Source organism: Vibrio sp. 1-2 (7-a) (assembly GCF_013048515.1).
GTDB lineage: Bacteria > Pseudomonadota > Gammaproteobacteria > Enterobacterales > Vibrionaceae > Vibrio > Vibrio diabolicus.
The window spans coordinates 31,275-51,527 of record NZ_VHSQ01000012.1; the positions used below are offsets into that span (position 1 = coordinate 31,275).

Genomic DNA, 20,253 nt, shown 5'->3' on the forward strand with positions numbered 1-20,253 from the left:
GTTATTCCTTACTTGAATCGTCTGAACCACCTACGCTGTAAAGCACTTGACCAATTAAGTCTTCAAGCACGAGCGCTGATTTGGTGTCTTCGATGGTATCGCCATCGACCAGCATGACTTCATCGTCAAAAACAAAGCCTGGTACTAAACCAATGTATTGCTCACCAATCAAGCCAGACGTCAAAATTTGTACGCTCGACGTTTCTGGGAATTGATTGTATTTGCTATTGATCGATAGAGTTACAACAGGTAATAAGTTATCTGGGTTAAGCGAAATATTGCTTACCCGGCCAATCACAACCCCACCCACTTTTACTGGCGAGCGAACTTTTAAACTACCAATATTATCGAACTCAGCTTTGAGGGTGTAAGTATCACCAGAGCCAATGCTTTTTACGTCAGCAACTTGAAAAATCATCACAAGAATCGCGCAAATTCCCGCTAATACAAAGCTGCCAACCCATAATTCAGTTTTACGTGTTTGTTGCATGATTAATTCCCAAACATCAATGCGGTCAGTACAAAGTCTAGTCCTAGTACTGCTAAAGAAGAATGCACAACAGTGCGCGTAGTTGCTCGGCTGATCCCTTCCGAAGTTGGAATAGCATCATAACCGTTAAATAGAGCGACCCAAGTAACCGTAATTGCAAACGCAAAGCACTTGATCATACTGTTACCAATATCCTGTCCTAGTTCAACTGAGGACTGCATCGCTGACCAAAAACTGCCATGGTCAACACCTTTCCAGTCAACACCAACAAGCTGGGCGCCCCAAATACCCACTGCCATGAAAATCATAGCCAGCAATGGCATTGAAATAGCACCGGCCCAAAAACGTGGCGCAATCACTCTTTTCAAAGGATCTACCGCCATCATTTCAAGGCTAGAAAGTTGCTCCGTCGCTTTCATCAAACCTATCTCTGCAGTTAACGCAGAGCCTGCACGACCAGCAAACAGAAGTGCAGTGACAACGGGCCCTAATTCTCGTAGCAATGAGAGCGCCACCATTTGACCCAAACTGCCCTCTGCGCCGTAATCCACCAGCACAACATAACCTTGTAGGCTCAAAACCATACCAATGAACAACCCAGATACGACGATAATCGCCAGAGACTGGACGCCTACGGAATAAAGTTGTTTAACGAGCAGAGGAAAGCTTTTGAGCGGTTGTGGCTTAGTAAACAGTGCCCCAATCAGCATGAAAGTCGCACGACCAAATGCTCCGCAGATGGAGAGCGTTCGTCTACCTAGTGAGGCGACAAAATGCATAAAGTTATCGACCATCAAATAAGTCCTTTTCGATACTTTGAGAAGGGAAGCGAAACGGTACAGGACCATCTGCATCACCTTGTAAGAACTGCTGAACGCGAGGGTCAGGATTCTGATTAAGCTCTTCTGGTGTGCCAAAAGCGATAATTTTGCCATCGGCCATCAGATAAACCCAATCGGCAATACTCATCACTTCAGGCACGTCGTGAGAAACGACTATAGAAGTTAAACCTAACGCTTGATTTAGATTACTAATAAGCTCAACCAAGACACCCATGGTGATTGGGTCTTGTCCGACAAATGGTTCATCGTACATGATTAAATCTGGGTCTAGGGCGATCGCACGCGCCAACGCAGCGCGTCTTGCCATGCCGCCCGATAGCTCGCTCGGCATCAGTTGTGCCGCGCCGCGTAGACCGACGGCTTCAAGCTTAAGCAATACCATGGTACGAATCAGCTCTTCAGATAAATTCGTATGCTCTCGCAATGGGAAGGCGACGTTATCAAAGACATTCAAATCAGTGAATAAAGCTCCTGATTGAAACAACATGCTCATTTTCTTTCGAGCATGGTAGAGTTTTTTACGCGAGAGAGAGGGAATATTGTCGCCATCAAACCAGATCTCTCCTTGCTCGGGATACAACTGACCACCAATTAAACGCAGCAGTGTAGTTTTACCTATTCCCGATGGTCCCATAATGGCCGTCACTTTGCCCTCAGGAACATGCAGATCAATACCATCAAAGATCTTGCGCTCTCCCCGTGAAAAAGTGAGGTTGTTCACGGTGACTAAATCGTTGTTCGACATATCATCTCTTCTACTGTCGGAGCGTTGCAACTCACGGCATCATCAACCAGACACACAACGGAGTTGAATTTCACGTTTAATAAAGTAACGTCGGTACATTTATTAGGCTGCAATCATAAGCACATTGGCTTTGAATTTAAAGCACTGTTCAATTAAATAAAGTCGAGTATATACCTGCAATTTTTTGTGGATTACGATCAAATCAGCGCAAAGTGTTTAAATCCTAGACAAGAATTGCTGATTTAAATGAACGACATTTGCATACATTTTCGTTACTAACCTTTAATTTATTCGTCGTTTATCTTCCATTTTAGGCCGCAAAAGGTCAAAATTAGCGGTTATTCATTTTACTTATTTAATACTTAGGAATTCTCATGCTCGAAGCCGTAGCGTTGCTTATAGTCGGTCTTGTTTTGCTCGTATGGAGTGCAGATAAACTTGTTTTTGGTTCTGCAGCGATAGCCCGCAACGTCGGTATTTCACCTCTTGTCATCGGCATGACAATCCTTGCGATGGGCTCTTCTGCGCCAGAGATGATGGTTTCTGCAACCGCAGCCTGGGACGGAAAAACCGATACTGCAGTGGGTAACGTTTTAGGCTCAAACATCGCGAACATCGCGTTAATCCTTGGTATTACAGCACTCATCAAGCCTCTGTCGATTAGCTCCGCGGTCATCCGCCGGGAACTGCCATTAATGATTGCAGTAACAGTACTCGCCGGTATTCTGCTTTGGAATAGCCATCTCGGTTTTTATGAAGGTGTCTTATTGTTTGTACTCTTTGGGGCATTTTTATTTGCTATGTTGCAGATCAGCCGCAAAGAACAAAAATCAGGTGATGTTTTTCTTGATGACCAAGAGTCAGAGATCCCAGAAGGCGTCAGCAACCCTAAAGCGATCATGTGGGTGGTTATTGGCCTGATACTGCTTCCTTTGGCAGCAAGCATGCTAGTGGATAACGCGGTGATTATTGCAAAGTATTTTGGCATGAGCGATCTTGTCATCGGTCTGACTATCATTGCCATCGGCACTAGTCTACCTGAGCTCGCAGCATCGCTTGCTGGTGTTTTAAAAGGTGAAGACGACATGGCCGTCGGTAACATTATTGGCTCGAATGTGTTTAATATTCTGGCCGTAATGGGCATTCCTGGCATCATTAATCCATCGGTGCTGAGTGAGTACGCGATGGGACGTGACTTCTGGGTCATGTTAGGCGTTTCACTGTTACTTGTCGCGATGTGTTTGGGTAAATCACGCAGTATTAACCGTATTGAAGGTGCAATCTTGTTTGCATGCTTCCTAGGTTATCAAGTGTACTTATTCGCAAACATGGCCGCTTAATTACCACGATAAATAAGTAGAGAACTGATATGTCCAATCAATTTGATTTTCGCGCTGCTGCTAAACAAGTTCTTGATATCGAAGTTGCTGCTCTGCAAGAGCTGGATACCTACTTTGATGATCAATTTGAGAAAGCGTGCGAACTGATCCTTTCCAACAGCGGCAAAGTAGTCGTTATGGGTATTGGCAAGTCAGGCCACATTGGTAACAAGATTGCTGCGACTCTGGCAAGCACGGGGACTTCTGCGTTTTTCGTTCACCCTGGCGAAGCTGCACATGGCGACTTGGGCATGATCAGCCCTGGAGATATTGTGCTCGCAATTTCTAACTCTGGTGAGTCAAACGAAATTCTGTCTCTATTTCCGGTATTAAAACGCCTGAACATCAAGATAATTAGCATGACAGGCAAGCCAGAATCCAATATGGCAAAACTGTCTGACTTGCACCTGCAAATCACGGTACCTCAAGAAGCTTGCCCACTAGGGTTGGCACCGACCAGCAGTACCACGGCCACATTAGTAATGGGAGACGCATTAGCCGTAGCCCTACTTCAAGCGCGTGGTTTTTCTGCCGAAGATTTTGCCCTATCTCATCCAGGTGGCGCGTTAGGGAGAAAACTGCTGCTTAAGTTGTCTGATATTATGCACTTTGGAGAAGCGTTACCTAAAGTTTCTCCAAACGCATTGATTCGCGATGCCCTGCTTGAAATTTCAGAAAAAGGGCTAGGCATGACCGCTATCGTCGATGAGCACGATGCTATGCTTGGTATATTCACCGATGGTGATTTACGTCGCACCTTAGACAAACGCATTGATATTCATACGACCGCGATTGGCGAAGTCATGACGACAAATCCAACCACAGCGCACCCTGATATGCTAGCGGTTGAAGGTTTGAACTTGATGCAGAATAAAAATATTAACGCTCTGATTTTATGTAAAGACGAAAAAATTGTGGGTGCACTGAACATGCACGATTTACTAAAAGCTGGCGTGATGTAATATCAGCACAAACATTTAAATCATTTATTACACAAATAAAGGCAATGGTCAGGGAAGTACTGAGCTAAACGATAGGCCTTCATTATATGAGTTTTACTCGCCTTATTTATTTGCTCTTGATCTTCGTTGTCGCATGGTGCGGTTATTACCTACTGACCCCAAAAGGCAACGACGCAATTCAAGTAGCACCAGATTCTGAACTGCCCATGTTCAGTGGTACTGGACTGGAAAACATCACCTATGGTGAAGATGGTGTCCGCAGTTACATCATCCGCTCCACGAACTTAGACCATTATGCTAAGAGTGGAGATACCATTTTTAATAACCCGACTTTGATGGTTTACCGTGAAGGTAGCGTCATTGAATGGAAGGTGACGGCCACAAGAGCCGTGTTAGATGAAGACCAAGTTTTGACTTTATATGACAAGGTCTTAATGCAAAATCTTCTGCCTGGTGCGAGTTTTGATACCATGGCAACAGACAAGTTAGTCATTAATCTAACCAATCGTGATTTTAAAGCTGATCAACAGGTCATGTTGGTTGGGCCACAATTTGAAACTACTGGAGGCGCAATGCAAGGCAACTTAAAGCAGCATACCGCAACTCTGACAGACGAAGTTCAAGGTCGATATGAAACCGTTACACCTTAGCCTACTGGCACTGGTATTGGCGGCGCCTCAAGCGCTGGCACTTAAGTCGGATACTCAACAACCGGTTTACATTAACTCTGACACCCAACAAGTGGATATGAAGAGTAACCAGGTTATTTTTAAAGGCGATGTATCTCTTAAGCAAGGTAGCATCAATATCGATGCTGATAGAATCGTGGTAACGCGCGATCCTAAAACCGAAGCCATCAAACAGATTCAAGCATTTGGTAAACCTGCCAAGTTTTCTCAACTGATGGACGATGGTAAAACACTGAGTGGTCAAGCTGTGGAGCTGGATTACCGTATTTCTACAGACGAATTGACCATGAAAGGTCAAGCGCAACTGGCACAAGACAACAACACCATTAAAGGTTCTTCGATTCGTTACCAAATTGGTAAACAAAAGCTAGTCGCTGATAGCTCTAAGGAAGAGCGCGTTACGACCATTTTGCAACCCAATCAGATAGAGAACTAATATGGCAGTACTGAGTGCGAAAAACTTGGCGAAAAGCTACAAAAAGCGCAAAGTCGTAACCGATGTTAGCTTGGAAGTTGAATCTGGTCAGATTGTTGGGCTGCTAGGCCCAAACGGCGCAGGTAAAACCACCTCGTTTTATATGATTGTCGGCTTGGTGCCACGAGATGAAGGCACCATCACCATTGATGATAAAGACATCAGTATTCTGCCGATGCACAGTCGTTCGCGTCTCGGGATTGGCTACCTTCCGCAAGAAGCGTCGATTTTCCGTAAGCTGTCGGTGGAAGATAACATCATGGCCGTACTCGAAACTCGTCAAGAAATGACACGTGAAGAGCGCCAAGATAAGCTGGAAGATTTGTTGGAAGAATTCCACATTCAGCACATCAGAACCAGTGCAGGTATGGCACTATCAGGGGGTGAGCGACGCAGAGTGGAGATCGCTCGCGCTTTAGCAGCCAACCCTCAATTCATTTTGTTGGATGAACCTTTCGCTGGTGTTGACCCAATCTCGGTTAATGACATCAAGAAAATCATCGAGCATCTACGCGATCGCGGCCTCGGAGTGTTAATCACTGACCATAACGTGCGTGAAACACTGGACGTATGCGAAAAAGCCTATATCGTAAGCCAAGGGCACCTAATTGCATCGGGAACTCCGGCAGAAGTTCTCAATAATGAACAGGTGAAACAAGTTTATCTCGGCGAACAATTCCGTCTATGATTATATTAGGAACGGTAAGATTCTGAGCATTACAAGGTAAGTAACACTGAATGAAACCTTCATTACAACTCAAGCTAGGTCAACAGTTAGCCATGACGCCACAGTTGCAACAAGCGATTCGCTTACTGCAACTGTCGACACTCGATCTTCAACAGGAAATCCAAGAAGCCTTGGATTCAAACCCATTATTGGAAGTTGAAGAAGGCCAAGATGAGCCTGTAGCAAACGGTGAAGATAAATCAGCGGTCGAGGCTGCTGATAGCAACAGTGCTAACGAACCAGCAGACATTGACGTTCCAGACAGTTCAGACGTAATTGAGAAGTCAGAGATCAGCTCTGAACTTGAAATCGATACCACTTGGGATGACGTCTACAGCGCGAATACCGGTAGCACTGGCTTAGCTCTTGACGATGATATGCCCGTCTACCAAGGCGAAACCACGGAATCATTGCATGACTACCTAATGTGGCAGCTTGACCTGACACCATTCAGTGAAACCGATCGTACGATTGCATTAGCGATTATTGACGCTGTTGACGACTACGGTTACCTAACCCTATCTCCTGAAGAAATTCATGAGAGCTTCGATAACGAAGAGATTGAGTTAGACGAAGTAGAAGCCGTTCGTAAACGTATTCAGCAGTTCGATCCGCTCGGTGTGGCATCACGCAACTTACAAGAGTGCCTACTGCTACAGCTGGCGACTTTCCCAGAAGACACGCCATGGCTTGCTGAAGCCAAAATGATTCTTGCGGATCATATTGATCACCTGGGGAACCGTGATTACAAGCTCGTCATCAAAGAGACGAAGCTGAAAGAAGCCGATCTCCGTGAAGTCCTCAAACTTATCCAGCAGTTAGATCCTCGTCCCGGTAGCCGTATCACACCGGATGATACCGAGTACGTAATTCCAGATGTGTCCGTTTTTAAAGACAACGGCAAATGGACTGTTTCTATCAACCCAGATAGCGTTCCAAAATTAAAAGTTAATCAACAATATGCTCAATTAGGCAAAGGCAATAGCGCGGATAGCCAGTACATCCGCAGCAATTTGCAAGAGGCAAAATGGTTAATTAAGAGCTTAGAGAGTAGAAACGAGACGCTACTCAAAGTTGCAAGATGTATTGTTGAACATCAACAAGATTTCTTCGAGTATGGTGAGGAAGCCATGAAGCCAATGGTACTAAATGATGTAGCCTTGGCAGTGGACATGCATGAATCCACGATTTCTCGTGTAACAACACAAAAATTCATGCATACACCACGTGGCATTTTTGAATTGAAGTACTTCTTCTCTAGCCATGTTAGTACTGACAACGGCGGAGAATGTTCGTCAACAGCAATTCGCGCACTCATTAAAAAACTGGTCGCAGCAGAGAATACTGCTAAGCCATTGAGTGATAGCAAGATTGCTGCTCTTCTGGCTGACCAAGGGATTCAGGTCGCAAGACGTACGATAGCCAAATATCGAGAATCCTTGGGAATTGCCCCTTCAAGTCAGCGTAAACGCCTATTATAAGGCACTAACTGAAAAGGAAAGTCTATGCAAATCAATATTCAAGGCCATCACGTTGATCTTACCGATTCAATGCAAGACTATGTAAATTCTAAGTTTCAGAAGCTCGAAAGGTTCTTCGACCATATCAATCAAGTACATGTTGTACTAAAAGTTGAAAAAATCACTCAAATCGCGGAAGCTACGCTTCATATAAATCAAGGCGAAATCCACGCATCAGCTGATGACGAAAATATGTATGCCGCGATCGATTCGCTGGTAGATAAATTGGTTCGCCAACTCAATAAGCACAAAGAAAAACTAAACAGTCATTAATCATGCAACTGAGCGAAATACTGTCATTGGACTGCACCAAGAGTGCGGTCCACTGCACGAGTAAAAAACGCGCCCTTGAAATGATCAGCCGCATCGTGGCTGATCAAACGGGCCAAGATTCTACCGAACTGTTCGAGTGCATGCTCAACAGAGAGAAAATGGGCAGTACTGGTATCGGAAACGGTATTGCGATCCCACACGCTAGAATGCAATCGAGCGACAAGGCTATTGCTGTCTTGCTGCAATGTGATGAAGCCATTGAATTCGATGCGATTGATAATCGACCTGTCGACCTTCTTTTTGCGCTCCTTGTACCAGAAGAACAGTGCAAAGAGCACCTCAAGACTCTATCCTCTATGGCAGAACGTCTGAGCGATAAGCAAGTATTGAAACTACTGCGCAATGCTCAGAGTGATGAAGAACTTTACGACATCATGATTCACCAATAAGCAGGACGGACATCATGCGACTAATCGTGGTTAGCGGGCACTCAGGTGCCGGTAAGAGTATTGCGCTGCGCGTACTGGAAGACTTAGGTTATTACTGTGTTGATAACCTCCCAGTGAATTTGCTGGACGCATTTGTTCACTCTGTTGCTGACAGCAAGCAGAATGTTGCGGTAAGCATTGATATTCGCAATATCCCTAAAAAGCTAAAAGAACTGACTGGTACACTGGAGCAGTTGAAAACAGAGCTTGATGTGACCGTGCTTTTCTTGGACGCCAATAAGGAAACGCTACTCAAACGCTACAGCGAAACACGCCGAATCCACCCTTTATCTTTAGGTGGCACCTCTCTATCTCTTGACCAAGCCATCGAGCGTGAGAAAGAAATTTTAACGCCACTTAAAGCACATGCCGATCTTGTACTGAACAGCAGCGGACAATCTTTGCATGAGTTGAGTGAAACCGTGCGTATGCGTGTTGAAGGCAGAGATCGCAAAGGGCTTGTTATGGTATTTGAGTCTTTTGGCTTCAAATATGGCCTGCCTTCCGATGCCGATTACGTATTCGACGTTCGCTTCTTGCCCAACCCACATTGGGAACCAGCGTTGCGCCCACTTACGGGTTTGGATGCCCCAATCGCCGCATTTTTGGAGCAGCACCAATCGGTGTTAAGTTTGAAATACCAAATTGAAAACTTTATAGAGAATTGGTTACCTCTGCTCGAGAAGAACAACCGCAGCTATTTGACCGTTGCAATAGGTTGTACCGGAGGTAAACATCGTTCGGTGTACTTAACTCAGCAAATCGGTGAGTACTTCGCCAATAAAGGACACCAAGTGCAAATTCGTCATACCTCACTAGAGAAAAACACTAAGGAGTAGCTGTGGAGTTAAGTCGTAAAGTATTGATTCAAAATCGCCTTGGCTTACATGCTCGCGCAGCCGTCAAACTGGTCGAACTGGCCCAGAGCTTTGAAGCGGTCATCACTATCGACAATGAAGAAGACAAAACCGCCACAGCAGACAGCGTAATGGGTTTATTAATGCTTGAGTCTGCTCAAGGACAGTACGTCACAATCCACGCTGCGGGTGAGCAAGCAGAAGAAGCACTGGATGCCGTTTGCCACTTAATCGAAGATAAATTTGATGAAGGCGAGTAATTTACTCGCTTTTTTATTACCTCTCACTCTCCTTCCCCTCACTGCTCCAAGAAATAAATTTGCTTAGTATCATAAGTTGTTATTAAAAGGCGCCTAGAATTAAGTTATTATTCAACGCATTGTAAATATCAGGAATTGGGAGGAATGAATGGCAGAGCAAATTGAATTCGACCAAGCTCACCAAGCCCTCCAAGAAGTCACAGAAGCGCTAGAAAATGGCCGCTTCGTCCATGTTCGTCGTCAGTTACAGGACATGGAACCTGAGGATATCGCTCACCTTTTAGAAGCCTCTCCACGCAAAAGCCGTGAAGTTCTCTGGCAACTCACCGACCCTGAAGACTACGGTGAAATCCTCGACGAACTGAACGAAGACGTCAAAGATAGTCTCGTATCCAAAATGGCACCAGAAGCGCTTGCAGAAGCGACAGAAGGCATGGATACCGATGACGTGGCTTATGTACTGCGTAGCTTGCCAGACAACCTGTCACGCGAAGTCCTGTCGCAAATGGACTCCTCTGACCGTCTGCGTGTCGAAACCGCCCTGTCCTACCCAGAAGACACTGCAGGTGGGCTGATGAACACCGACGTTATCACGATTCGTGGTGACGTAGATGTGGACGTGGTTTTACGTTATCTGCGTATGAAAGGTGAACTACCAGAAGCAACGGATGCACTTTATGTCATTGATGAAGAAAGCAAACTGATTGGTGAACTACCCATTACTCTGCTGATCACGACCCAGCCTGATGTCAAAATTATCGACATCATGGAAGATGCTGACGAAGCGATCACTGTCGATACCAGTGATTCAGATGTTGCTAGTCTGTTCGAACGTCGTAACTGGGTCTCTGCTCCTGTCGTAGACGAGAACCAGCATCTCGTTGGCCGTATCACTATCGATGATGTAGTTGACGTTATCCGTGAAGATGCCGAACACTCGATGATGAGTATGGCAGGTATGGATGATGATGAAGATACCTTCGCACCCGTTGTAAAATCAGCTCGCAAACGTAGTATCTGGCTTGGGGCTAACGTGTTAGCCGCACTCGCCGCCGCTTCTGTTTCTAACATGTTTGAAGCCACGCTAGACCAGATGGCTGCCATTGCCGTATTGATGACGATTGTTCCTTCCATGGGTGGTGTCGCTGGTAACCAAACCGTCGCACTAGTGATTCGTGGTCTTGCTCTTGGTCATATCGGTGACTCGAACAAACGAGAACTGTTGATGAAAGAAGCCTCGATCGGTTTACTCAACGGCATCATGTGGGCGCTGATTATTGGCGGCATTGTTGTCGCTTGGAAAGGTAACTGGATGCTAGGGGGAATCATTTCCGCAGCGATGCTGACCAACTTATTGGTCGCTGGGGTTGCCGGAGTAACGATTCCAATCCTCTTAAAGAAAATGAACATCGACCCAGCTTTAGCTGGTGGTATGGCGTTAACGACCGTAACGGATGTAATTGGTTTATCAGTATTCTTAGGGCTTGCCACAATACTGATTACCTAGCTGCAAAAACTAAAAAGCCTGATGAACACATCAGGCTTTTTTAATTCTGAATTAGGAAAGCTTACTCACCCGCCACTTTCATCGCATCTAGTAAGATTGAACCCGTTTGAATTTGCGAGCGCGTTTCAACGTCGCTACCTACGGCAACAATCTTATTGAACATGTCCTTCAGATTACCAGCGATGGTAATTTCCGATACTGGGTATTGGATTTCACCGTTCTCAACCCAGAAGCCTGCAGCACCGCGAGAGTAATCACCTGTTACCACGTTCACGCCTTGCCCCATCACTTCTGTCACTAACAAACCAGTGCCGAGCTCTTTGAGCATTTGTTCGAAGTTTTGACCAGTCGATTTTACGTACCAGTTATGGATGCCACCAGCGTGACCTGTCGGCGCCATCTTCATTTTACGTGCGGCATAACTGGTTAACAGATAAGTTGCTAGCACACCGTCAGTAATGATCTCACGGTCTTGAGTATATACGCCTTCGCTATCGAATGGGCTTGACGCCAAACCACGCAATACATGCGGACGTTCTGAGATATTGAACCATTCAGGAAGCACTTGTTTGCCTAGATGGTCAAGTAAGAAAGAAGATTTTCGGTACAGGTTACCACCGCTGATCGCCATAACGAGATGGCCAATCAAGCCAGTTGCAACATCAGCGGCAAACATGATTGGGTATTTACCTGTCTTTAAGCGCTGCGCATCTAAGCGGTTAATCGTATTCTCTGCCGCCTTACGACCCACTGTTTCTGGTGTCCATAAGTCATCGCGATGACGTGCCACAGTGTAGCTGTAATCACGCTCCATTTCGCCATTTTGACCAACGCCAATAACACAACAGCTGGTACTGTGGCGGCTAGACGCATAGCTTGCTAATAAGCCATGGCTGTTACCATACACTTTTACACCGTAGTGGCTATCATAACTCGCGCCATCACTTTGCTTGATTGCACTGTCATAACTTAACGCTTCTTTCTCAGCGGCGATCGCCACATCGGCAGCATAATCGGGATCAGGGGCGTCTGGGTGGAAAAGATCAAGCTCAGGGATCTCTTGCACCATGTATTCTTTGGCTGCGGGCCCTGCAAATGGATCTTCAGATGTGTAATGCGCAATATCCAGCGCCGCAATAACGGTTTGCTCGATAGCAGCTTCACTTAAATCAGACGTGGAAGCACTGCCTTTGCGTTGACCTCGGTAAACGGTAATGCCCAGCGCACCATCGCTGTTGAACTCGACATTTTCTACCTCGCCCATGCGAGTAGATACACTTAAACCAGTGCTTTTGGTAATTGCGACTTCGGCGGCGTCAGATTTTGCCGATGCAAGCTTTAAGGCTCTTGCGACGGCTTGCTCTAGCTCGGTACGTTGCTCAGCAACCTGCTGTTTAATATCCATTGTCTTTCACATCTTGTCTTTGATGAACAATAGGATAACAAGAATTTCGCTTTCTCCCCACGATTCTTGTTAAAATAGTCATAATATTAATCAAAACACAGGCAACTGAAATGGCACGTAAGAATCAAAAAGCGCCATGGGAACCAGAAGAAGAGATCATCTGGGTAAGCAAATCCGAGATGAAGCGAGACATGGAAGAACTGCAAAAGCTAGGTGAGGAGCTTGTCGGCCTCAAACCTGCAGTTCTCGAAAAGTTTCCATTGAGCGAAGACCTGCGAGAAGCAATTGCAGACGCACAACGCTTTAAAAACGAAGCACGTCGTCGCCAATTACAACGTATTGGTAAGTTGATGCGTTATGAAGATCCAGAGCCAATCCAAGCGGCATTGGATAAGATTCGTAACAAGCACTCTCAATTAACGGCGGTATTCCACAAGCTTGAAGCTCTGCGTGATCGCGTGGTGGAAGAAGGCGACAAAGCCATTGATGACGTAATGGAAATGTACCCAGAGGCGGATCGTCAGCGTCTACGCCAATTGGCTCGCCAAGCAGCGAAAGAGAAAAAAGCGGGGAAACCAGCAAAAGCGTACCGCGAAATCTTCCAGATCCTAAAAGGTCTGAACGAAGAAGAGTTTTAATTCGACGATTCGATACCAACGAGCATTTAATTAACGAAAAAAGCAGACATGATGTCTGCTTTTTTTTATCTTTTACTTAAATGTCAGCGTTACACCAAGCGATTAACGCGGTCTCCGCGCTCGAAAGCGTTAATGTTCTCAATCAAGATTTCCGCTAAACGTTGAATCGATGAGTCACTGCCCCATGCAACATGCGGTGTAAGTAGCAAATTGGGTAAATTCATATTGGCAATCAGCGGATTGCTCTCATCAGCTGGTTCTTGTGTAAAAACATCAAAACCAGCCGCAGCGATTTCTCCCTGTTTTAGGGCATCCACCAGCGCGTCCTCATTCACCAAGCCTCCACGCCCCGTATTAATTAGAATGGCGTTGGGCTTCATTTGTTGCAACTCTGCTTGACCAATCAAATTCTGAGTATGATCGTTGAGCGGGCAATGCAAAGTCAGCGCATCGGAGCGTTTTAACACTTCCTCAAACGGCACATAACCAGGTCGACATTCTGCCGCCCCTTTACGCTCAGAAAACAACACGGTCATTCCTAACGCTTGAGCTAGATTCGCCGTCGCTTGCCCCAGCGCCCCACTACCAACAACACCTAACGTGCTACCACCTATATCCCCGATTGGGTGCGTAAAAAAGCAGAACTGCTTATTACGCTGCCATTCGCCAGCGGCAATATCTTGATGGTAACCAAATAAATTTCGGCGTAAAGCAAACAGCATCGCAATCACGTGCTCAGGCACCGAACGCGTCGCGTAACCACGTACATTGGCAACCGCAATATCATGCTTAGCACAGTAGTCCACATCGACGTTATTAAAACCAGTCGCGGCAACCGCGATCATCCGCAATTGTGGTAGTTGCTCTAATATATTTTGGTCAAGCAGGACTTTATTGCTAATCACGATATCTGCATCTGCTAACCTTTCTATTACCTGCTCTGGCGCGGTTAAGTCGTACTCACGCCAGTGGTGCTGAAAGCTAGGTCGTGGGATCTCAATATGTTCTGGGATGGTCGCTCGGTCCAAAAATACGATGGTCGGCAAAGACATAACAACTCCTTGTTCACGGCTGAAAGACAGGATACATCAACCACAGTAACGAAATAGCGAACTAGAAAGAACCGTTGTTGAGTGCAATTGGCATTAAGGGTGTGGCAACGTTTTATAATCAGGCAATGTACGTTCTGGCGAAAAATAGTTAAAGATCGCCGCCTCGGCTCCAGGATAAAAGTCACAAGGTACAAAAATACTACTCAGCTGATCCGTGGCTGGGTGATAAAAACTTAGCTCCGCAGCGTGCAGCTCTAAACGTTCTGAAAACTGATACGCCTCTTCAGTTGCATAAAATTCATCACCCACAATTGCATGACCAATCGCCATCAAATGCACGCGCAACTGATGCGATCGACCAGTAATGGGGAGTAACCGCACAACGGTCGTATGGGTGCCATCTGGATGCACTTCACGCTTCACCACTTGGAATAAAGTTTGAGATGGCTTGCCGTCGTCGAAGCATACTTTTTGTCGCGGACGATTTGGCCAATCACAAATTAATGGAAGGTCAATATTCCCTTCTTGCGGCTCGACATGCCCCCAAACACGTGCGTAATACACCTTGTGGGTGAGACGATATTGGAACTGCTTTTTTAATGCTCGCTCCGAAGGTTTGTTTTTCGCCAGCAGCATCAAACCTGATGTCGACATATCCAAGCGATGCACTACTTGGATTTCTGGATGCACTTCCTTGAGGCGGCTCCACATGCTGTCGTAATGCTCTGCAAGTCGACCAGGAACAGACAGTAACCCAGATGGCTTATTCACTGCCAGAATGTCGTCATCCTCAAAAACGATATCGACCCAAGGATCGGTGGGAGGGGTATATTCAAGCATTGCCATGGGAGATCTCTACAAAATAAAAACGCCGCGATTATATACCCAAATAGCACCCAAATGCAGGGTGCTGAAGAAAAGTTCAAACCAATAAAACAAAGTCAATCCTTTAGCATAAAAACTAAAAATAGCACGTTGTAAATTTAGTTTGACAACAAGACGCATAACTGAATAGAGTGCTAGATGCACACAGCATGATATTCGCAAAGAATACTTAAAATAAATACATCAAAACACAGCATTTAAAAGATATTACCGTTGCGCAGTATAGGGCGAGCGCTCAGCTTGTCATGTACTGCGGTATGTATCTCTTTAGAAAGATACATAAGATAAAAAGGACAATAAGCAATGGACTCCGCCGTTATAGATAAACCCCAATCCAAACTTTCCTTATTTTTTCGTTCGCTAGGCCCCGGCATATTAATGGCATCTGCTGCGGTGGGTGGCTCTCACCTCGTCGCATCAACCAAAGCTGGTGCGATTTATGGCTGGCAACTGGCGGCGCTGATTCTGCTCGTAAACCTGTTTAAATACCCTTTTTTCCGAGCGGGCGTACAGTACACCATGGGGACAGGGCTTACCTTGGTTGAAGGCTACGCGAAATTAGGTCGGCCTTACCTATGGCTATTTCTATTTCTGAGCGTGGTCTCAGCCGTAATCAATACCGCCGCTTTGTTGATGTTTAGCGCTAGCTTGCTGGGCTACTTCATTCCGTTTTCACTATCAATGGCGTCACTAAGTATCATTGTGATTGTCACCTGCCTGATCATATTATTTGCTGGTCATTACAAAGCGCTCGATACGCTATCTAAGGTGATCATGTCGGTGTTAACCATCGCGACTTTACTTGCCGTTTCTATCGCCTTTGGTAACCCTGTTGAGCAAGTGGCCAACTTCGAGCCACCGTCACCTTGGTCGATTGCGGCAATTGGCTTTATCGTCGTAACAATGGGCTGGATGCCAGCACCGATAGAGATCTCCTGTTTAACCTCAGCATGGTTAAAACGCCAATCAAGCCAGCAAGAAGTAACGTATCGCTCTGCTCTATTTGACTTTAATGTCGGTTACATTGGCACGGCTTTTCTTGCCATTATCTTTGTATCATTAGGTTCTTTGATGCTTTATGGATCTGGCGTTGCGCTTGAAAGTTCTGGCGTTGGCTTCTCCCATCAATTGGTTGGCTTATATGCGGCGACGATTGGCGAATGGTCTCGTTACTTGATAGCGGTAATTGCGTTTTTCTGTATCTTTGGCAGCACGATTACCGTTATTGATGGCTACTCGCGCGTTATTTCTGACTCTCAACGTCTACTGCGCTCGCAACCAGACACTAACCCTAAAACCACTTCAGCGATCATGCTGGTGGTCGCCTTATTTGCATTGGGTATTGTGGTTTTCTGGGCTTCTGCGTTATTGCCTATGCTGAACTTTGCGATGATCCTCGCCTTTATGACCACGCCATTCTTTGCTCTGCTAAATTACACATTAGTGAGCAAAACCGAGTTACCTGAGCCCTTGGCTGTTGGACCTAAACTGAAGTGGTTGTCGATTGCAGGCCTGATTTACTTGTTTGGCTTCTTGGCTGTATTTATCTGGTGGAAATGGTTGATGTAAATGAGTTAGCGATGAGTGATTAGTGCATTCCGCATAAAGAAACTAAACCGCAAATAAAGAAAAAGGTCTTCAACTGAAGACCTTTTTTAATGAACAATAAATGCTTACTTAGTTGTGGCTCACCACAATCAAACGTAGCGAGTCGAGCTGCACTTGAGCTTGGTTGATGTAACCAGTGAGCTCCTTAATTTGTGCATCAATGGCTTCAATTTCTTCGTCACGAATATTTGGGTTTACCGCTTTCAGTGCTTGCAAACGCTCAAGTTCTGCATTCAAGCTATGCTGCATATCTTGATGAGCTTGCTTGCGTACTTCCTCAACCTTCGCTTCGATAAGATTGTCCCCCGCTTCGATCAAGCGGTGTACGTCTTTCTGTACCGACGTGACCAACTTGCTGCCTAAGTGACGGTTTACAGGGCTGAGCTGGCGGTTAAAGCTTTCAAATTCCACTTGAGCAGACAAATCATTACCACGCGAGTCCATCATCAAACGGATTGGCGTTTTCGGTAAGAAGCGCGCGATGCCACTGCGTTTTGGTGCTTGCGCATCTACCGCATAAATCAGCTCAAGAAGAATCGTACCTACTGGTAGCGCTTTGTTTTTCAGTAGAGATACCGCAGACGTACCCACTCCTTCACTCATCAGAAGATCGATACCACCTTGGATCATTGGGTGCTCCCAACTGATAAAGTGCATATCTTCACGAGATAAAGCCGTATCACGATCAAACGTGATCGTCGCCCCTTCGTATGGCAGGCCTGGGTAGCTTGGTACCATCATGTGCTCAGATGGGGTCACAATCAGTGCGTTTTCACCTTTGTCGTCTTGGTTCAAGCCAATCGTATCAAAAAGAGAAAGTGCGAAGGTGACCAGATTGGTATCGCCGTCGGTTGATTCAATTTTCTCAACGATTTGTTGTGCTTTTTCCCCGCCATTTGAATGCATTTCTAACAGGCGATCACGGCCTTGCTCCAATTGGGATTTCAGCTCTTTATTCATTTTTGCTGACGCTTCAATGATCTCATCTAGCGTGCTGGTGTCACCAGAAGCAAGGATTTCAATCAGATCATCAGAGTACTTATCGTAAACGGCACGGCCTGTTGGGCAAGTTTCTGCAAAAGCGTTTAAACCTTCATCAAACCAGCGAGCAAGAATGGCTTGCGAGGTACCTTTCAGGTAAGGAATATGAATGTCGATGTCGCGGTTTTGGCCGATACGGTCCAAACGACCGATACGTTGCTCAAGCAAGTCAGGGTTGAACGGCAAGTCAAACATGACTAATTGGTTGGCAAACTGGAAGTTACGACCTTCAGAGCCGATTTCACTACAGATAAGAACCTGTGCACCACCTTCTTCTTGCGCAAAGTAAGCGGCTGCTTTGTCACGCTCAAGAATCGACATACCTTCATGGAAGACGGTCGCACGAATACCTTCACGCTCACGCAGTGCTTGCTCCAATTGCAGAGCCGTACTTGCACGAGAGGCAATCACCAGAATTTTCTCGCTGCGCTTCTCTTTTACCTTTTCAAGTAACCAATTCACGCGCGAGTCAAACTGCCACCAGCTTGCATCATCGCCTTCAAATTCTTGGAAGATCTCTTCTGGGTAAAGGTTCTTCATTGCACGTGCTTCCGAACTCATCTTACCGCCGATCATCCCAGCAACACGCATTGACGTGGTGTATTGCGGTGGAATATCCATTGGCATCAGATGCACGTTACGCGCAGGGAAACCTTTGATAGCCGCACGTGTGTTACGGAACAGAACACGTCCCGTACCGTGACGATCCATCAAGTTGTCGATCAACTCTTGGCGCGCAGACGCTTTCGCTTCTTCGTCAGTCTCACTCTCGATTATGCGGAAAAGTGGTTCTACGTCTTGTTCAGACAACAATTCAGTAATCTGGTTTTTCGCTTCATCAGGCAGTTTTTCACCAGAGAAAAGTGAAGTAATCGCATCCGCTACAGGTGCGTATTGCTCTTCTTCCTCGACAAACGCTTCATAATCGTAGAAACGGTCAGGATCCAGCAAACGCAGACGAGCAAAGTGGCTCTCACGACCAAGCTGTTCTGGCGTTGCCGTCAGTAGCAGTACGCCCGGAGTGCGTTCAGCCAAGCCTTCCACTACTTGGTATTCACGGCTCGGTTTATCTTGGCTCCACTCAAGGTGATGCGCTTCATCGACAACCAGTAGGTCCCATTCGCCTTCCAGTGCTTGTTCAAAACGCTTGCGGCTCTTGCGTAGGAAGTCCAAAGAACACAGCACATATTGCTGAGTATCAAATGGGTTTTCTGCATCCGCAAAAGCTTCGATACAGCGCTCTTCATCAAAGATAGAGAAATGCAGATTGAAACGACGCATCATCTCAACCAGCCATTGATGCTGCAGTGTTTCAGGCACCACAATCAAAATGCGTTCGGCACGACCAGACAGAACTTGTTGGTGGATGATCATGCCCGCTTCGATGGTTTTACCCAAACCCACTTCATCCGCCAGTAATACGCGTGGCGCGTGGCGACGGCCAACTTCGTGCGCGATGTAAAGCTGATGAGGGATCAAACCTGCACGCATACCACATAGGCCACGCATTGGGCTCTTATGCTGCTCAAACTGGTTGGTTAGCGCACGGTAACGCAGAACAAAGTTGTCCATACGGTCGATTTGACCGGCGTACAACTTATCTTGAGGTTTGTTAAAACGAATTTGGTTGCTCAGAAAAATCTCACGCAGAACAACGGCGGTTTCTTGCGTGTCTTCACGAGTACCGAAATAGGTGTATAAGCCTTCATCTTCCAGTACTTCTTCAACTTTTAGAGACCAACCTTCTTGGCAGTCGATGACATCACCAACGTTAAAAGTGACTCGGGTAACAGGTGCATCGTTACGTGCGTAAACTCGGTTTTCCTCTGACGCTGCAAACATCAATGTCACAGTACGAGCATCCATTGCTACAACGGTACCTAAACCTAAATCGCTTTCCGTATCGCTAATCCAGCGCTGCCCCAAAGCAAATGTCATGAATTGACTACCTCGTTATTAGTTCTTGATTCGTGTTTCTTGTTGGTCTACTCATGCCCGTAGGCATGGGTAATAGTTTAGATCTGATTCTGGCTTCTGCTATGCCGATAGCATTCGTCATTCCAGTATGAACTGAGTATTTTTAAGCCAGCTCAACATGATAAATCGGACGTAGCCTATACGCAGAAAAAGGTCGCTAATCTTACTTGAAGCTGTGATTTAGGTCACGCCGAAACCGCATCAAGCGGAAACTTTTTTTCCCAAACTATAAATGCAATCAAATTGTAAAATACTCATGCCAATTATTAAGTTGTAGAACGTAAATATTACGTATACTTCTAGTGAGGGGCGTTTAAAACCATTGCATATGATTTAAGCGCGTTAGTACACGATTAGGATCAACACGGGTTTGCAGTAAGTTGTCTTGCTACTCGGTTGCACACTAACCGACATCAGCCCGACAACCTCTATT

The 20,253-nt window shown here is 45.9% G+C and carries 20 protein-coding genes; 13 read left to right on the plus strand and 7 right to left on the minus strand.

The window, feature by feature from the left end; all coding sequences use genetic code 11:
• Window position 1 precedes the first annotated feature (1 nt).
• The 3 genes from mlaD to mlaF are packed head-to-tail and all read right to left on the minus strand — an operon-like array spanning window position 2 to window position 2,077.
• Window positions 2-490, minus strand: coding sequence for an outer membrane lipid asymmetry maintenance protein MlaD (gene mlaD, locus FKN08_RS20035; RefSeq protein ID WP_012841383.1), 489 nt, complete (start codon window positions 488-490; stop codon window positions 2-4).
• A 2-nt stretch (window positions 491-492) separates the two neighbouring features.
• The gene (mlaE, locus tag FKN08_RS20040) at window positions 493-1,284 is read right to left on the minus strand and encodes a lipid asymmetry maintenance ABC transporter permease subunit MlaE (RefSeq protein ID WP_005396234.1); all 792 of its coding nucleotides are present in this window, start codon (window positions 1,282-1,284) and stop codon (window positions 493-495) included.
• Window positions 1,274-2,077: a phospholipid ABC transporter ATP-binding protein MlaF gene (gene mlaF, locus FKN08_RS20045; RefSeq protein WP_005396235.1), complete on the minus strand. Its 804-nt coding sequence runs from the start codon at window positions 2,075-2,077 to the stop codon at window positions 1,274-1,276. Before mlaF ends, mlaE begins: the two co-directional genes overlap by 11 nt.
• A gap of 374 nt (window positions 2,078-2,451) precedes the next feature.
• Here mlaF and FKN08_RS20050 point away from each other — a divergent pair, with 374 nt between their 5' ends.
• The 11 genes from FKN08_RS20050 to mgtE all read left to right on the plus strand — a co-directional run bounded on the left by FKN08_RS20050 (window position 2,452) and on the right by mgtE (window position 11,214).
• Entirely contained in the window at window positions 2,452-3,417 is a 966-nt protein-coding gene (locus tag FKN08_RS20050) for a calcium/sodium antiporter (RefSeq protein ID WP_005396236.1), read from the plus strand.
• 29 nt (window positions 3,418-3,446) lie between these two features.
• Window positions 3,447-4,418, plus strand: coding sequence for an arabinose-5-phosphate isomerase KdsD (kdsD, locus tag FKN08_RS20055; RefSeq protein WP_005396237.1), 972 nt, complete (start codon window positions 3,447-3,449; stop codon window positions 4,416-4,418).
• Window positions 4,419-4,504: 86 nt separating this feature from the next.
• Entirely contained in the window at window positions 4,505-5,068 is a 564-nt protein-coding gene (gene lptC, locus FKN08_RS20060) for an LPS export ABC transporter periplasmic protein LptC (protein WP_005396238.1), read from the plus strand.
• Window positions 5,049-5,543, plus strand: coding sequence for a lipopolysaccharide transport periplasmic protein LptA (gene lptA / locus FKN08_RS20065; protein ID WP_005396239.1), 495 nt, complete (start codon window positions 5,049-5,051; stop codon window positions 5,541-5,543). The genes lptC and lptA overlap by 20 nt, the downstream gene beginning before the upstream one ends.
• Before the next feature lies 1 nt (window position 5,544).
• Window positions 5,545-6,270, plus strand: coding sequence for an LPS export ABC transporter ATP-binding protein (lptB, locus tag FKN08_RS20070; protein WP_005396240.1), 726 nt, complete (start codon window positions 5,545-5,547; stop codon window positions 6,268-6,270).
• A 50-nt stretch (window positions 6,271-6,320) separates the two neighbouring features.
• Window positions 6,321-7,790, plus strand: coding sequence for an RNA polymerase factor sigma-54 (locus FKN08_RS20075; RefSeq protein ID WP_006742354.1), 1,470 nt, complete (start codon window positions 6,321-6,323; stop codon window positions 7,788-7,790).
• Window positions 7,791-7,814: 24 nt separating this feature from the next.
• Window positions 7,815-8,102, plus strand: a complete 288-nt coding sequence (hpf, locus tag FKN08_RS20080) for a ribosome hibernation promoting factor (RefSeq protein WP_005381114.1) — start codon at window positions 7,815-7,817, stop codon at window positions 8,100-8,102.
• 2 nt (window positions 8,103-8,104) lie between these two features.
• Window positions 8,105-8,551: a PTS IIA-like nitrogen regulatory protein PtsN gene (gene ptsN / locus FKN08_RS20085; protein WP_005381116.1), complete on the plus strand. Its 447-nt coding sequence runs from the start codon at window positions 8,105-8,107 to the stop codon at window positions 8,549-8,551.
• A gap of 14 nt (window positions 8,552-8,565) precedes the next feature.
• A complete protein-coding gene (gene rapZ / locus FKN08_RS20090; RefSeq protein WP_006742353.1) occupies window positions 8,566-9,429 on the plus strand; it encodes an RNase adapter RapZ in 864 nt (287 codons plus the stop codon).
• 2 nt (window positions 9,430-9,431) lie between these two features.
• Window positions 9,432-9,707 carry an HPr family phosphocarrier protein gene (locus FKN08_RS20095; protein WP_005396244.1) on the plus strand — a complete coding sequence of 92 codons (276 nt, stop codon included), beginning with the start codon at window positions 9,432-9,434 and terminating at the stop codon, window positions 9,705-9,707.
• Window positions 9,708-9,855: 148 nt separating this feature from the next.
• Window positions 9,856-11,214 carry a magnesium transporter gene (gene mgtE, locus FKN08_RS20100; protein WP_005396251.1) on the plus strand — a complete coding sequence of 453 codons (1,359 nt, stop codon included), beginning with the start codon at window positions 9,856-9,858 and terminating at the stop codon, window positions 11,212-11,214.
• Between the two features lie 61 nt (window positions 11,215-11,275).
• Here the strand turns inward: mgtE and pmbA are convergent, their stop codons facing one another.
• On the minus strand, window positions 11,276-12,619 hold the full coding sequence (gene pmbA, locus FKN08_RS20105) for a metalloprotease PmbA (protein ID WP_005396252.1): 1,344 nt from the start codon (window positions 12,617-12,619) through the stop codon (window positions 11,276-11,278).
• 110 nt (window positions 12,620-12,729) lie between these two features.
• Between pmbA and yjgA the strand changes: the two genes are divergently transcribed.
• Entirely contained in the window at window positions 12,730-13,257 is a 528-nt protein-coding gene (yjgA, locus tag FKN08_RS20110) for a ribosome biogenesis factor YjgA (RefSeq protein WP_005396253.1), read from the plus strand.
• An 89-nt stretch (window positions 13,258-13,346) separates the two neighbouring features.
• Here yjgA and FKN08_RS20115 read toward each other — a convergent pair whose 3' ends face one another.
• Both FKN08_RS20115 and FKN08_RS20120 read right to left on the minus strand, forming a co-directional pair.
• Window positions 13,347-14,309, minus strand: coding sequence for a D-2-hydroxyacid dehydrogenase (locus tag FKN08_RS20115; protein ID WP_170892773.1), 963 nt, complete (start codon window positions 14,307-14,309; stop codon window positions 13,347-13,349).
• Between the two features lie 93 nt (window positions 14,310-14,402).
• On the minus strand, window positions 14,403-15,155 hold the full coding sequence (locus FKN08_RS20120; RefSeq protein WP_085344289.1) for a pseudouridine synthase: 753 nt from the start codon (window positions 15,153-15,155) through the stop codon (window positions 14,403-14,405).
• 342 nt (window positions 15,156-15,497) lie between these two features.
• On the opposite strand from FKN08_RS20120, the gene FKN08_RS20125 reads away from it, so the two are divergent.
• Window positions 15,498-16,763 (plus strand): divalent metal cation transporter, encoded by a 1,266-nt coding sequence (locus FKN08_RS20125; RefSeq protein ID WP_170892774.1) that lies wholly within the window; start codon window positions 15,498-15,500, stop codon window positions 16,761-16,763.
• 108 nt (window positions 16,764-16,871) lie between these two features.
• On the opposite strand, the gene rapA is transcribed toward FKN08_RS20125, so the two are convergent.
• Window positions 16,872-19,781 carry an RNA polymerase-associated protein RapA gene (rapA, locus tag FKN08_RS20130; protein ID WP_047009148.1) on the minus strand — a complete coding sequence of 970 codons (2,910 nt, stop codon included), beginning with the start codon at window positions 19,779-19,781 and terminating at the stop codon, window positions 16,872-16,874.
• Window positions 19,782-20,253 lie beyond the last annotated feature (472 nt).

What these genes read in the sequence shown, in the direction of transcription:
- FKN08_RS20120 (WP_085344289.1), bottom strand. Translation starts at nt 15,155, where the DNA reads ATGGCAATGCTTGAATATACCCCTCCCACCGATCCTTGGGTCGATATC.
- mlaD (WP_012841383.1), bottom strand. Translation starts at nt 490, where the DNA reads ATGCAACAAACACGTAAAACTGAATTATGGGTTGGCAGCTTTGTATTA.
- mgtE (WP_005396251.1), top strand. Translation starts at nt 9,856, where the DNA reads ATGGCAGAGCAAATTGAATTCGACCAAGCTCACCAAGCCCTCCAAGAA.
- FKN08_RS20115 (WP_170892773.1), bottom strand. Translation starts at nt 14,309, where the DNA reads ATGTCTTTGCCGACCATCGTATTTTTGGACCGAGCGACCATCCCAGAA.
- FKN08_RS20125 (WP_170892774.1), top strand. Translation starts at nt 15,498, where the DNA reads ATGGACTCCGCCGTTATAGATAAACCCCAATCCAAACTTTCCTTATTT.
- lptB (WP_005396240.1), top strand. Translation starts at nt 5,545, where the DNA reads ATGGCAGTACTGAGTGCGAAAAACTTGGCGAAAAGCTACAAAAAGCGC.
- rapA (WP_047009148.1), bottom strand. Translation starts at nt 19,781, where the DNA reads ATGACATTTGCTTTGGGGCAGCGCTGGATTAGCGATACGGAAAGCGAT.
- pmbA (WP_005396252.1), bottom strand. Translation starts at nt 12,619, where the DNA reads ATGGATATTAAACAGCAGGTTGCTGAGCAACGTACCGAGCTAGAGCAA.
- FKN08_RS20075 (WP_006742354.1), top strand. Translation starts at nt 6,321, where the DNA reads ATGAAACCTTCATTACAACTCAAGCTAGGTCAACAGTTAGCCATGACG.
- hpf (WP_005381114.1), top strand. Translation starts at nt 7,815, where the DNA reads ATGCAAATCAATATTCAAGGCCATCACGTTGATCTTACCGATTCAATG.
- kdsD (WP_005396237.1), top strand. Translation starts at nt 3,447, where the DNA reads ATGTCCAATCAATTTGATTTTCGCGCTGCTGCTAAACAAGTTCTTGAT.
- lptA (WP_005396239.1), top strand. Translation starts at nt 5,049, where the DNA reads ATGAAACCGTTACACCTTAGCCTACTGGCACTGGTATTGGCGGCGCCT.
- yjgA (WP_005396253.1), top strand. Translation starts at nt 12,730, where the DNA reads ATGGCACGTAAGAATCAAAAAGCGCCATGGGAACCAGAAGAAGAGATC.
- FKN08_RS20050 (WP_005396236.1), top strand. Translation starts at nt 2,452, where the DNA reads ATGCTCGAAGCCGTAGCGTTGCTTATAGTCGGTCTTGTTTTGCTCGTA.
- ptsN (WP_005381116.1), top strand. Translation starts at nt 8,105, where the DNA reads ATGCAACTGAGCGAAATACTGTCATTGGACTGCACCAAGAGTGCGGTC.
- rapZ (WP_006742353.1), top strand. Translation starts at nt 8,566, where the DNA reads ATGCGACTAATCGTGGTTAGCGGGCACTCAGGTGCCGGTAAGAGTATT.
- mlaF (WP_005396235.1), bottom strand. Translation starts at nt 2,077, where the DNA reads ATGTCGAACAACGATTTAGTCACCGTGAACAACCTCACTTTTTCACGG.
- mlaE (WP_005396234.1), bottom strand. Translation starts at nt 1,284, where the DNA reads ATGGTCGATAACTTTATGCATTTTGTCGCCTCACTAGGTAGACGAACG.
- lptC (WP_005396238.1), top strand. Translation starts at nt 4,505, where the DNA reads ATGAGTTTTACTCGCCTTATTTATTTGCTCTTGATCTTCGTTGTCGCA.